The 13,164-nt window shown below is 34.0% G+C and carries 13 protein-coding genes; 5 read left to right on the forward strand and 8 right to left on the reverse strand.

Features of this window, described 5'->3' with window-relative positions:
- Window positions 1-9 precede the first annotated feature (9 nt).
- Together pyrF and FGF67_RS12750 are read left to right on the forward strand one after the other, a co-directional pair.
- Entirely contained in the window at window positions 10-822 is an 813-nt protein-coding gene (pyrF, locus tag FGF67_RS12745) for an orotidine-5'-phosphate decarboxylase (protein WP_139698143.1), read from the forward strand.
- A 13-nt stretch (window positions 823-835) separates the two neighbouring features.
- Window positions 836-1,645 (forward strand): ABC transporter substrate-binding protein, encoded by an 810-nt coding sequence (locus FGF67_RS12750; RefSeq protein ID WP_139698144.1) that lies wholly within the window; start codon window positions 836-838, stop codon window positions 1,643-1,645.
- A 186-nt stretch (window positions 1,646-1,831) separates the two neighbouring features.
- Here the strand turns inward: FGF67_RS12750 and FGF67_RS12755 are convergent, their stop codons facing one another.
- The 4 genes from FGF67_RS12755 to purU form a co-directional block, all read right to left on the reverse strand.
- Window positions 1,832-2,017 carry a Lacal_2735 family protein gene (locus FGF67_RS12755; protein ID WP_139698145.1) on the reverse strand — a complete coding sequence of 62 codons (186 nt, stop codon included), beginning with the start codon at window positions 2,015-2,017 and terminating at the stop codon, window positions 1,832-1,834.
- Window positions 2,018-2,094: 77 nt separating this feature from the next.
- Window positions 2,095-2,292, reverse strand: coding sequence for a Lacal_2735 family protein (locus FGF67_RS12760; protein WP_139698146.1), 198 nt, complete (start codon window positions 2,290-2,292; stop codon window positions 2,095-2,097).
- A 480-nt stretch (window positions 2,293-2,772) separates the two neighbouring features.
- Complete coding sequence (locus FGF67_RS12765) at window positions 2,773-3,477, reverse strand: DUF4197 domain-containing protein (RefSeq protein ID WP_139698147.1); 705 nt, start codon at window positions 3,475-3,477, stop codon at window positions 2,773-2,775.
- A 78-nt stretch (window positions 3,478-3,555) separates the two neighbouring features.
- Window positions 3,556-4,410 (reverse strand): formyltetrahydrofolate deformylase, encoded by an 855-nt coding sequence (gene purU / locus FGF67_RS12770; protein ID WP_139698148.1) that lies wholly within the window; start codon window positions 4,408-4,410, stop codon window positions 3,556-3,558.
- Window positions 4,411-4,555: 145 nt separating this feature from the next.
- Between purU and FGF67_RS12775 the strand changes: the two genes are divergently transcribed.
- A complete protein-coding gene (locus FGF67_RS12775) occupies window positions 4,556-7,984 on the forward strand; it encodes a methylmalonyl-CoA mutase family protein (RefSeq protein WP_139698149.1) in 3,429 nt (1,142 codons plus the stop codon).
- Window positions 7,985-8,633: 649 nt separating this feature from the next.
- Here the strand turns inward: FGF67_RS12775 and FGF67_RS12780 are convergent.
- The gene (locus tag FGF67_RS12780) at window positions 8,634-9,029 is read right to left on the reverse strand and encodes a hypothetical protein (RefSeq protein ID WP_139698150.1); all 396 of its coding nucleotides are present in this window, start codon (window positions 9,027-9,029) and stop codon (window positions 8,634-8,636) included.
- Window positions 9,030-9,152: 123 nt separating this feature from the next.
- Between FGF67_RS12780 and FGF67_RS12785 the strand changes: the two genes are divergently transcribed.
- Entirely contained in the window at window positions 9,153-9,599 is a 447-nt protein-coding gene (locus FGF67_RS12785; protein WP_139698151.1) for an Lrp/AsnC family transcriptional regulator, read from the forward strand.
- A gap of 3 nt (window positions 9,600-9,602) precedes the next feature.
- On the opposite strand, the gene FGF67_RS12790 is transcribed toward FGF67_RS12785, so the two are convergent.
- Genes FGF67_RS12790 through FGF67_RS12800 form a run of 3 tightly spaced genes read right to left on the reverse strand, consistent with a single transcriptional unit; the run spans window position 9,603 to window position 12,186 of the window.
- Window positions 9,603-9,980, reverse strand: coding sequence for a VOC family protein (locus FGF67_RS12790; RefSeq protein ID WP_139698152.1), 378 nt, complete (start codon window positions 9,978-9,980; stop codon window positions 9,603-9,605).
- A 2-nt stretch (window positions 9,981-9,982) separates the two neighbouring features.
- Window positions 9,983-10,960, reverse strand: coding sequence for a YpdA family putative bacillithiol disulfide reductase (locus tag FGF67_RS12795; protein ID WP_139698153.1), 978 nt, complete (start codon window positions 10,958-10,960; stop codon window positions 9,983-9,985).
- Entirely contained in the window at window positions 10,957-12,186 is a 1,230-nt protein-coding gene (locus tag FGF67_RS12800) for an MDR family MFS transporter (protein WP_139698154.1), read from the reverse strand. The genes FGF67_RS12795 and FGF67_RS12800 overlap by 4 nt, the downstream gene beginning before the upstream one ends.
- Before the next feature lie 366 nt (window positions 12,187-12,552).
- Here FGF67_RS12800 and FGF67_RS12805 point away from each other — a divergent pair, with 366 nt between their 5' ends.
- A complete protein-coding gene (locus FGF67_RS12805; RefSeq protein WP_139698155.1) occupies window positions 12,553-13,161 on the forward strand; it encodes a DUF1684 domain-containing protein in 609 nt (202 codons plus the stop codon).
- The last annotated feature ends 3 nt before the right edge of the window (window positions 13,162-13,164 follow it).

The following is a 13,164-nucleotide window of genomic DNA, read 5'->3' on the forward strand; positions in this document are numbered from 1 at the left end:
CTGATATAAGTGACAACAAGCCAACTCGTTCAAGAGATTAAAAAAAAGAAATCCTTTCTATGTATTGGATTAGATGTAGATTTAAATAAAATTCCTGAACACCTCTTAAAGGAAGAAGATCCTATTTTTGAATTTAACAAAGCTATTGTTGACGCTACACATCACTTATGTGTAGCTTATAAACCTAATACGGCCTTTTATGAAGCTTATGGGTTAAAAGGGTGGAGCGCCTTAGAAAAAACTATAAACTATATTAATAAAAATTATCCAGAGCTGTTCACTATAGCCGATGCTAAACGTGGTGATATAGGTAATACAAGTACCATGTATGCTAAAGCTTTTTTTGAAGATTTAGCGTTCGATTCTGTTACCGTGGCGCCTTATATGGGGAAAGATTCTGTTGAGCCGTTTTTGACTTTTAAGGATAAACACACCATTTTACTTGCCTTAACATCCAATCAAGGTGCTTTTGATTTTCAAACAAAAAACGCTGAGGGTAAAGAACTTTATAAGCAGGTTTTGGAAACGTCAAAAACTTGGAACAATGCTCAAAATTTAATGTATGTTGTGGGAGCAACAAAAGCCGAATTTTTGGCTGATATTAGACAAATAATTCCTGACAGTTTTCTTTTGGTTCCTGGAGTTGGTGCTCAAGGAGGAAATTTGCAAGATGTTTGTAAATATGGTATGAATGACTCCGTAGGCTTACTTATCAATTCATCACGTGGTATTATTTATGCCTCTAAAGAGACCGATTTTGCTAAAGCTGCAGCTTCAAAAGCTTCTGAACTTCAAGTTGAAATGGCTCAAATTCTTGGGTAAGATTTAGCTAGATGTGAAAGGCTATACAGACCAATTACAAAGAACTTTATTTTTACAAGAAACACCCAGGCGTATAGTATCGTTGGTGCCTAGCCAAACAGAACTTTTATGTGATTTGGGTTTAGAATCAGCACTGGTAGGTGTTACCAAGTTTTGTGTTCATCCGTCGCATATTAGAAAATTGGTGAAAGTTGTTGGAGGTACCAAACAAATCCATATTGAAAAGATAAAGGGTTTAAAGCCAGATATTATTGTATGCAACAAAGAAGAAAATACCAAAGATATTGTTGCTGCATGCCAAGCTATTTGTCCTGTTCATGTGTCTGATATTTATAATATTCAGGGTAGTTTACAACTCATATCTCAATACGGTGTTATTTTTAAGGTACAAGATAAGGCTGAGTCCATGATTGCAAAGCTTAAACAGGAATTAGAAGATTTTCAGTTGTTTATAAAAGACAAGCCTCAATATAGAGTTGCATATTTTATTTGGAAAGCCCCTTGGATGGTAGCCGCTAATACTACATTTATACAGTACCTTTTAGAACTCAATAATTTTGAGAATATTTACAAGCACCTTAATAGGTATCCTGAAATTAAGGTGGAGGAGGTAAATAAAGAAGAGCAGGTTGATTTTGTGTTATTATCGTCAGAACCATATCCCTTTAATAAAACACATGAGGCAGAATTTGGGCGCTACTATCCCAACTCCACTATTGTTTTAGTAGATGGAGAAATGTTTTCTTGGTATGGCTCAAGATTAACAAAAGCTTTTCAATATTTTAAAAAGCTCCGCTTAAGTATTCAGATAAATCAAGCTTAGTTCTGTCCTCAACATAATTAGCTATTCTATTTTCTAGTTGTTTTAAACTAATAAGTTCATTTAGGTTGGGTTTTATTCTTCCCACTCTGCAAAAATGTGTGTTCATGTTTTTTTTATTTTAAATTACGCTTAAGGATATTATTTAGGTATCATCAAACAGTTAATAAAAGGCTAAATGTTAAGTGCTTATTTTTTAGGGGCGTTAACATAAAGAAATTGTAATCTATTTATTTCGTTAAGAATTTTAATGGATTTATATTCAAATATATCGCTAAGGGGCGCATCAATTTGTCTAAAGTTATAAGCCAACTCTATAAGCTGCTTGTATTTTGCTTTTAATTTATTTTGATGATTTCTTATCTGGGTATTCATGACGTTAAGATTTATACAATAATTACGTCAATAATTAAGCTGCAGACGTGTAGAAATCGTTAAAAAAATGGTAAAAATTAAATAGCAGTTCTATTTTGGTCTCTGTAGAGGTATTTTAGTCTATTAAGCTTGTTAAGTAATTTAATAGCTTTATATTCAGAGATATCGCTTAAAGCAGAATCGGTTTGACGAAAATTATAAGCTTGCTCAACAAGTGTTTTATATTCTTGTTTTAGTTTGTCTTGCTTATATTTTATAATGTCAATACGCTTCATTGCTATTAACTGATTAACAGGCACTTAAATATACAAGTTTTATTTTAATATTAAAATTATATTTATTAAAATTTTGGAATATCAGTGTGACTTGTTATTGGTAGTAAAGCTTCAGGTATTTAGGGTATTGTCATTGTTGGTTTTAATTTTAAGTTTTTTAAATCTTATTACTATCAAAAGTACCGAAATGATCAATTGGATTGTAAAACCAGAAATTGAGCAAAAAATGCGCCAGCTCTCGCCAAAAATAAATACTTCTAAGCATCGTTTTAAACGTTCCAATCAAAAGAGCTATCGTAGGAGATAATACTAAAATAAAGGGGCTTTTTAGTTTGTTCGTTATTTTGTTTAATTCAATTTTTAATGTTTATTCTATAAGGTTATACAGTTGCGTTTTGAGTTTGCTGTATGTTAGAAAGATTACCCCTAATAATTACCGTAAGCCAGAGTATTCGGTTTTAACTATTTATAATGTATAGCCTAATCTTGTAGGGCAAACACTTTTTTAAGTAGATCGGTGGTTCTTGAATTTAGTTGTGTTCTTATTTCTTTTTCTTCAACCGCTATCATGGTGTAAACCCCATTAAGTGCTTCCTTGGTAACATAATCAGTCAGGTCTGGATTTACTTTGTTTGTAAACGGTATACTGTTGTATTTACTAATAAGGTTCGTCCAAATTTGATCTGCTCCAACCTTATTAAATGAATGTTTTATAACAGGATTAAACTTATCATACAGCGCTGTTTCTGTTTTATGGGTAAGATACATGGTTGCGGCATTATCATTGCCAAGTAGTATGTTTTTGGCATCACTAAAAGTAATACTTTTTACAGCATCAATAAATATGGGAGTAGCTTCTTTTACAGCATCTTCGGCGGCACGGTTTATGGCTTTTAAGCCTTCGTCAGCTAAATTACCTAAACCAATATCACGCAATGTTTTATCAACTTTTTGCAATTCTTCTGGTAGTAAAATTTTAACTAAATCATTTTTATAAAACCCATCGGTTTCAGTGAGTTTACTCACTTGTTTGTCAATGCCAAAATCTAGAGCTTGTCTTAATCCAGCTGCAATATCGCCATTGCTTATGGGTGTGTTTTGAGGTAATTGATGAACAACTTGTTGAAGTTCAGCACAGGCGGTTAGGTTAAAAATTAATACACAGGAAAGAATAATATGTTTCATGGTTTTGGGGTTTGTTTGTTTTGAATCCGCTATCGTTTTATGACCCTAAATAGAAGGTTAAGGTCACTAATCAGCTGTTTAGGTAAATATAACAGTTTTGTTATTGTAAACCATTACCTTTCTATCGGCGTGCAGTTTAACAGCGTTTGCCAGCACAACTTTTTCTAAATCTCTTCCTTTGGCAATTAAGTCGGTTATTTTATGGGTATGCGACACTCGGGTAACATCTTGTTCAATAATAGGACCAGCATCAAGCTCCTCTGTAACATAATGGCTAGTGGCTCCAATAATTTTTACACCGCGTTTATAAGCAGAATGATATGGTTTTGCGCCCACAAAGGCAGGTAAAAATGAGTGGTGAATGTTTATAATTTTGTTTGGATACTGACTAATGAGTTTACTAGATACAATTTGCATATAACGCGCAAGGACAATAAAATCGATACTGTGTTTTTGTAAAAGCTCCAGTTGTTTGTTTTCGGCTTTTTCTTTTGTGGTTTTTGTTACTGGAATATGGTAAAACGGAATATTGAAGTTGTCGGCAATAGGCTTTAAGTCTGAATGATTACTTATAATAAACGGAATTTCTAAATTAAGTTCGCCAGAATTATAACGCCCAAGCAAGTCATACAAGCAGTGATCATATTTTGAGATAAATAAGGCCATTTTAGGCTTCTTTTCAGAAGAATAAATGCGCCACTTCATCTTGAATGTTTCGGCCAAATCATTTTTAAAGTCAAGTTTAAAATCGATGGTCGAAAAATCATCCGTAGAAAATTCACTTTCTAAACGCATAAAGAAAATGTTCTGCTCTCTATCAACGTATTGATCAATGTATACAATGTTTCCTCCCTTTTTTGCAATAAAATTTGTGATTGAAGCAATGATATTAGGGCGATCCTTACAGTGAATTAAAATGGTGATTTTATTCATAATATGCTTGTGTTTTCTGGCTCAAAATTAGTTTAAAATTGATAAACACCCTATGTTTATAACGGTTTTAGATAATCATGGGTGTATGTTGGTTTTTTTTGAATATTCATTAAATTGCGGCTTAAAAAAATAAGAATCTTTACGAATGATCCAGCAAAATCCTTATAAACCTAAGAATAAAGTTCGTGTAGTTACTGCGGCTTCGCTATTTGATGGGCATGATGCCTCTATAAACATTATGCGCCGTATCATCCAATCAACGGGGGTTGAAGTGATTCACTTAGGACATGACAGAAGTGTTGAAGAAGTTGTTAATACTGCTGTTCAAGAAGATGTTAACGCTATTTGCTTAACATCTTATCAAGGCGGACATAACGAGTATTTTAAATACATGTTTGATTTGCTGAAAGAAAAAGGAGCAGAGCATATTAAGATTTTTGGTGGTGGCGGTGGCGTTATTCTACCTTCAGAGATAAAAGATTTGATGGATTATGGGATAACAAGAATTTATTCGCCTGATGATGGTAGAGAAATGGGCTTGCAGGGAATGATAAATGATTTAGTGTCACAATCTGATTTTCCTTTAGGTCAGGAATTGCTCTTTGAGTTGACGGATATAAAGCAAAAAAACACAAATGCCATAGCTAGGGTTATTTCTTCAGCGGAAAATTTTGAAGATATAGCAAAACACTTATTGGAAGAAATAAAAACTGAAAATCAAAATGCTACTATTCCTGTATTGGGAATTACAGGAACAGGAGGTGCAGGAAAGTCTAGTTTGGTTGATGAGCTGGTAAGACGGTTTTTGACTGATTTTCCAGATAAATCGGTGGGAATCATTTCGGTAGACCCCTCAAAGCGCAAAACAGGAGGGGCACTTTTAGGAGATAGAATCAGGATGAATGCTATAAACTCACCTAGGGTTTATATGCGAAGTTTGGCTACCCGACAATCTAATTTAGCCTTATCAAAGCATGCTAGCGATGCTATTGCTGTTTTAAAGGCGGCCAAATTTGATTTGATCATTCTTGAAACCTCTGGTATAGGGCAGTCAGATACAGAAATTGTTGAGCATGCTGATGTGTCACTCTATGTTATGACGCCAGAGTTTGGAGCGGCAACACAGTTGGAAAAAATTGATATGTTAGATTTTGCCGATTTGGTGGCCATCAACAAGTTTGATAAACGTGGTGCACAAGATGCTTTACGGGATGTTAAGAAGCAATACATGCGTAATAACCATTTATGGGATACACCTCAGGATGAGTTACCCGTTTTTGGTACCATAGCCTCTCAGTTTAATGATTCAGGCATGAACAACTTATATTGTGCTGTTTTAGGGCAACTGAAGAAAAAACTAGGGGTAGATTTGAATACTCTTGAAAAACCAATACCTAGTACTAGTGAGAAAACGTATGTTATCCCACCAGCAAGAACACGGTATTTATCTGAGATTTCAGAAAACAACAGGGCGTATGATGCAAAAGTAAAATCACAAGCAGATATAGCCCAGAAATTATTCGGTATTTTTAAAACTATTTTTACCGTAGGAAAGTTATCAGCTTCTTATGAATACTTAAACGAAACTGGCTTAGATCAGGAACAAATTTTAGCACAAATTGAGGCAGATCAAATACCAATTGTAAGATTGCTTCTGGCCGAATTTGATAAATTGAAAATGGATTTAGATCCAGACAATTGGAACATGATTTTAGGTTGGCGTAGAACAATAGATACCTATAAAAATCCTATTTATACATTCAAAGTACGAGATAAAGAGATTAATATTGAAACGCATACCACATCATTATCACATACCCAAATTCCTAAAGTAGCCTTACCCAAGTATGAAGCTTGGGGTGATGTTTTAGGCTGGTGTTTACAAGAAAATGTACCTGGTGTGTTTCCGTTCACTTCAGGACTTTATCCGTTTAAGAGAACAGGGGAGGATCCAGCACGTATGTTTGCGGGCGAAGGCGGCCCAGAGCGCACTAATAAACGCTTTCATTATGTGAGTCAGGGTATGCCAGCCAAGCGATTGTCAACCGCATTTGATAGTGTAACGTTATATGGGAATGACCCTGATTCTAGACCAGATATATACGGTAAAATTGGTAATGCAGGGGTATCGATATGTTGTTTAGATGACGCCAAAAAGTTGTATTCTGGATTTAACTTGGCAGATGTAAAAACTTCGGTTAGTATGACCATTAATGGGCCAGCTCCTATGCTTTTAGCGTACTTTATGAATGCGGCCATAGATCAGCAGTGCGAGATTTATATCAAGGAAAATAAATTAGAAGCGGAAGTAGAGGAGAAAATAGCAGCGCTTTATAAAGGCAAGGAACGTCCTGTTTATCATGGCAAACTACCAGAAGGAAATGATGGTTTAGGGCTAATGTTACTTGGCGTGACGGGAGACCAAGTGTTGCCACAAGAGGTTTACGCTAGTATTAAGGCTAAAACTATGGCTCAAGTGAGAGGAACCGTTCAAGCCGATATTTTAAAAGAAGATCAAGCTCAAAATACCTGTATTTTTTCTACAGAATTTGCCTTGCGGTTAATGGGCGATGTTCAAGAATATTTTATAGATCATAACATCCGCAATTTTTATTCTGTTTCTATTTCGGGATACCACATTGCAGAGGCAGGTGCCAATCCAATCACGCAATTGGCATTAACCCTATCAAATGGCTTTACTTATGTGGAGTATTACTTGAGTCGCGGGATGGATATCAATAAATTTGGTCCTAATTTATCCTTTTTCTTTTCCAATGGTATCGATCCAGAATATGCTGTAATTGGTAGAGTAGCACGAAAGATTTGGTCTAAGGCTATGAAGTATAAGTATGGTGCTAATGAACGATCACAGATGTTAAAATACCATATTCAAACATCAGGACGGAGTTTACATGCACAAGAAATAGACTTCAATGATATAAGAACGACACTTCAGGCCTTATACGCTATTTATGATAATTGTAACTCATTGCACACAAACGCCTATGATGAAGCTATAACAACCCCTACAGAAGAATCGGTAAGGCGTGCTATGGCTATTCAGCTTATTATTAATAAAGAGTTAGGTTTGGCTAAAAATGAGAATCCAATTCAAGGATCTTTTATTATAGAAGAGTTGACAGACCTAGTGGAAGAGGCTGTGCTTGTAGAGTTTGATAGAATAACTGAGCGTGGGGGTGTCTTAGGTGCCATGGAAACCATGTATCAAAGAAGTAAAATTCAGGAAGAGAGTTTGTACTATGAAACCCTTAAGCATAGTGGAGCGTTTCCTATAATTGGGGTAAATACATTTTTAAGTAGTAAAGGTTCTCCAACGGTATTACCAGTTGAGGTGATTAGAGCCACAGAAGACGAAAAACAACGTCAAATAAAAACACTAGAGCAGTTGCACCAACATTATGAAACAAATGGTTTGCTAAATGATTTAAAAACTAAGGCTGTAAATAATGAAAATATTTTTGAAGCCCTAATGGAGGTTTGTAAAGTTTGTTCCCTTGGACAAATAACGAGCACACTTTTTGAAGTAGGGGGGCAGTATAGACGAAATATGTAATAAAATATTATACAGATTTTTTCAATGTACTCATTTCAGCACCACGCACTTTACATCATTAACAGACTTATAGCATTTCATCACTATTAAATAGGAGTTTTTCACTAAATAAAAAGTCAAATGAGTTTAAAGTCAAAATGAAATTCATTTAAATTACCTGCGGTTTAATATATGGTATTTTAAAGAAATCTAAGGCTATGAAAAATTATTATTTATTGTTATTATATTTTGTTTTAACAGTAATATTTTTTAATTGCACCGATGACGATGAGAATCAATCTCCTGTATTTACAGAACCTACACTTCAGGGGACTCGGATTTTGGTTGGAGAGAAAAAGAGGGATACAGATTATAGTAATTCATTTGATCTGGTGACGAGTGAAAAAGAATTCAGTTTTTAGAAGATAATACATTGGCGGTAAATAGTACTTTATGCTCTATGTCAAATAGTGTAGGATCAACAATTTATACGGGTGTCTATAAGGTATTTGAAGGTGTGAATATAGCAGATGGTGAAATAATACCTGATAGTTGTACAGATGTTAATATATATTATACAATTGTAGAATCTAGCTTAATATTAACTTATGATTGTAGTTCGCAACATTGTGAACAAAAGTATGTAAAGATATAAAGATATAATGTTACATTACAGCGTAAGCAACCATTTACGCTGTAATTTTTTAAACTTTTTTAATTCACTTCTTAAAATAGGAAGAAAATCTTTGCCATTACTGTTTGATCTTTCTAATCGGTAGGAGTTTTTATAAAGCCGATTAGTAAGTCTTCTTAAGGATGCAATATGTTTATGTTTTCTGTCTGAGTGTCGTTCTAATTCAGCATTTAAAATTTCAGGTGCTAAAGACACCGATTGCTGAACAATATCTCCGGAAAAATAAATATGATGATCTTCAGTGCCATCTGGTTTCAAAGCAGATAAATCATCATTAAGGTATGTTGAGATATTTTGCGATAAAGCAAAAATATCAAGTGCCTTTTTATAAATCGGTAATTCCGATAGGTTTGATGGGGTATTAGTCAACATACTTTTTTATCTTTTTCAATTTATTCAAAATTACTCACTAGAAGCTAGATTTGACTTTAATAATTAAAGCAAAACATTATATTTGCTTTAATTATTAATTTTTTAGTCTAAAATTTCTTTTAAATGGTATTGGATGCTATAAACATAAAGATTTTGAAATGTTTGCAGGAAAATGCACGGCTTTCAAATGCTGAAATAGGTAGACAAGTTGGAATTACCTCTCCAGCGGTTTCTGAACGTATAAAAAAGATGGAGGATATGGGGATTATTGAAGGGTATCAAGCCATTGTGTCACCCTTTGAAATTGGGTATCAGCTTAAAGCCATCATCACATTGAGAGCCTTTATGGGTAAGTTAAAACCTTTTTTAGAAAAGGTAAAAACCTATGATGAGGTTATTAATTGCTATAGAATTACTGGTGATGAAAATATTGTTATGGAAGTCGTATTAAAAAATCAAAAACACCTTGAATCCTTTATTGACCAATTGATTAGTTATGGTGAATCAAAGACTCAAATTGTACTGTCTAGAGTTATTAAACAAAAGGAGGTTATTCCAATAACAAAATGAGGCTTAATGGATACGCCATGGCGGATTTTTTCTGTTTTCACCTGCATGATATAAAATGATATGATTGCCATCTGGGTCTAAAAGACGTGCTTCACGCCACAACCAAGGTTTGTCATTGGGTAACTCTTTAAATTCTATACCTTTTTTTTGAAGATTATGCACCCACGTATCTAAATGTTCCTCTTCAAAATAAATAGATATACCATGTTCTGGCATTATGTGGTCTACTTTGTGGATAGAAAATGTGGCTGAACCATCAGGGCATTCAAATCTTACATATTTAGGTAGGGCATTTACAATTAACTTAAGCCCTAATGTTTTATAAAATCGGGTTGCTTTTTCAACATTTAGTGACGGAATGGTAACTTGATTTAAATTCATGGTTAGGAAAAAATTTGTTGGCTTTCAATATGCGCAGCAATACGTTTGGCATGAATTCGTGAGTTTTCTATAAACCATTTGTGTGTTTCTGTTCCACCGCAAATAACACCTGCTAGATATAAACCCTTAATATTTGATTCCATGGTATGGGCATCGTATTCTGGAATCATTTTGTCGTTTGATAAGGCAATACCACAAGATTTTAAGAGTTCAAAGTTGGGCAAATACCCAGTTAAAGCCACAACATAATCATTTGGAATAACCTTAGAGCCTTCGGGTGTTGAAATAGTAAGGTTTTGTTCTCTTATGTCTTTAATCTCTGAATTAAAATAAGCTTTTATACTACCTTCTTCAATGCGGTTAATAATATCAGGTCGAACCCAATATTTTACCCGTTCTCCAATACTTTCACCACGTATTACCATGGAAACGTATCCGCCCTTTCTGTAAATTTCTAAAGCAGCATCAACAGCAGAATTACTTGCGCCAACAACCACAACATGCTGTAGTACGTAATTATGCGCTTCCTTATAGTAATGGGTTACCTTATTCAGGTTTTCTCCTGGTACATGTAATAGTTTAGGAATATCATAAAACCCAGTAGCTATGATAACTTTTTTAGCGGTATAGGTATGTTTATTCGTTTCTACATGAAATTGTTTAGAACCCTTATCAATATTAATAACTGTTTCATATAAATTTATATTCAGATTGTTGGAGGTTGTAACGCGTCGGTAATATTCTAAGGCTTCATCTCTATTAGGTTTAGGGTTGTTACTTATAAAAGGGATAGCATCAATTTCTAACTTTTCAGAAGTTGAAAAAAAAGTCATATTTTTTGGGTAATTGAAAAGCGAGTTGGTTAAAGCCCCCTTTTCAATTACCAAATAATTCCAGTTTCTTTTTTTACATTCTAGGGCACAAGCAATACCAATGGGGCCTGCACCAATAATTATGATATCTGTAGTTATATCTTTCAAATTATTATTTTTTTATACTTAGATTTCTTTATATGATTTAAATATTTGCTTAAAATAAACAGTAAAAATACACAAAGAGTGGCAAGTAGCGTTACAATAATCCAGGTACTATCAAAACCCAAGGCCTCAACCAAACGCATACCTGTATTGTGACCAAAAATATGGGCAATTGAGAAGGCGATAGAATACAAAGCCATATACTCTCCTTGATTGCCTTTTTTAGCTCTATCCATGGCAAATGCATTAGAGAAGGGAAAAGCTATCATTTCACCAAAAGTCATAAGCAACATACCAATGATTAATACACCACTCCAACTTGTAAAGTTTAAAATAACAAAGCTTAACCCAGTTAAAATAGCTCCAAAAAGCATTAAGCCACTTTTGGTAAATGAGGTGTTTTCTAGCCATTTAATTAAGGGCATTTCAAAAACAAAAATGAGAAATCCGTTCATACCTAAAAGTAAGCCAATTTCAAACTCGCTTAACAACCGAACATCTTTATAGTAAAGCGGCATGGTAGAAAAGTATTGTAGAAATACAATACCAAAAAGTATCATAGCTATCAGGAATATCAAGAATGCTTTGTCTTGATACGCAGATTCTGGATGTTCATTGGTTACGGTATCAAGAGTTTTCGCTTTTTTAGGATTTAAAACCTTAACAAGTACCAATGTAGCAATCAGGCAAGTAATGCCGTCAATCCAAAATAACCCACCATAACTTATCGACGTTATAATAAAACCTCCAACCGCTGGTCCTGCTGAAAACCCTAAATTTATAGCAAGCCTAATGAGTGTTACTGAACGGGTTTTATTCTCTGGTTTACTATAGGCGCTAAGGGCCACAAACATAGCCGGGCGAAAACTATCAGCAACAAGCATTACTAAAAAGATTCCAATACAGAAGGATGCAAAAGTGGTCAATACTTGGAGCCATATAAATAACACACCAGTTATAACAAGACTAAATACCATGACTTTATAATACCCAATTTTATCTGTGAGTTTGCCGCCTAACCAAGAGCCCACTACAGAACCCAAACCAAAGGCACTCATAACCCAACCTACATCACTTAAAGAAAAGTTTAAACGTTTGGTTAGGTAAAGCGATAAGAACGGTATAACCATAGTGCCTGCTCTATTAATAAGTGTGATGAGTGCTAACCACCACACCTCTCTAGAAAGGCCTTTAAATGTGTTTAGGTAATTGTGAAATAAAGTTCGCATGAGTTCTAAGTGTTCAATGTTATTTTTTTACATGTATTTATTTGTTGAATTCGATTTAGACTAAAAATAAAAAGTCCGACTGCGAAGTCGGACTTTTAAATATTGTAATATTTTATAACTATATCAACACAATATATAATAAGACCAACATCTTCTCTTTAAACAAGAGGTCCATTGTTTTCTATAAATTGTGACGTTATGACGCATTTTTATTTGTTTTTGAGACATCAAAGCTATGTAAAATTTTTATAAGTTGTATTTTTGAATTGAATTTTTTTGAAAATCATAAATTTAATTCAGAATATTTTTTGTTGTTTGATAGCGTTGCCTTTAATAAATTTCAAAGGCATTAATACACCTAACTTTATGAAAATAAAATATGCTTTTTGCTTTGTAGTTATTGTGCTATTGGTAGGTTGCAGTGAAAAGAAAAGACCGATAAAAGGAGACACCGAGTTTCAAAGGACATTGAATGCCGAATTCAAAGATGCTACAACCTCCCCTTTAAAAGTGAAGGACAGAAAGCAGTTTGATGGATTAAATTTTTTTAAGTTTGATTCTACTTATGTGGTAAACGCAAAGTTTGTGAGAACACCTGATGAGTTGCCTTTTAAAATGAAAACAACTACAAATCGTTTACCTGAATATGTTAAATATGGAGAGCTTCATTTTCAAATAAAAGGGGAGTCTTTTAAGCTTAATGTGTATCAAGATGAAAGTTTAAAACAAGAAAAAGGGTATGACGATTATTTGTTTTTGCCTTTTTTAGATGAAACAAGCGGTTTTGAAAGCTATGGTGGTGGACGCTATCTTGATGTAAGCATTCCAAAAGGAAATGAGTTAGTCATAGATTTTAATAAATCTTATAATCCGTATTGCGCGTATAATGATAAGTACTCATGCCCTGTAGTACCCAGAGAAAATTACTTAAAAACAAAAATTGAAGCTGGGGTAAAAGCGTTTAAAAAGAACTAATGT

The sequence above is a fragment of the Allotamlana fucoidanivorans genome, from assembly GCF_006265225.1.
In the GTDB taxonomy this organism is placed as follows: domain Bacteria; phylum Bacteroidota; class Bacteroidia; order Flavobacteriales; family Flavobacteriaceae; genus Allotamlana; species Allotamlana fucoidanivorans.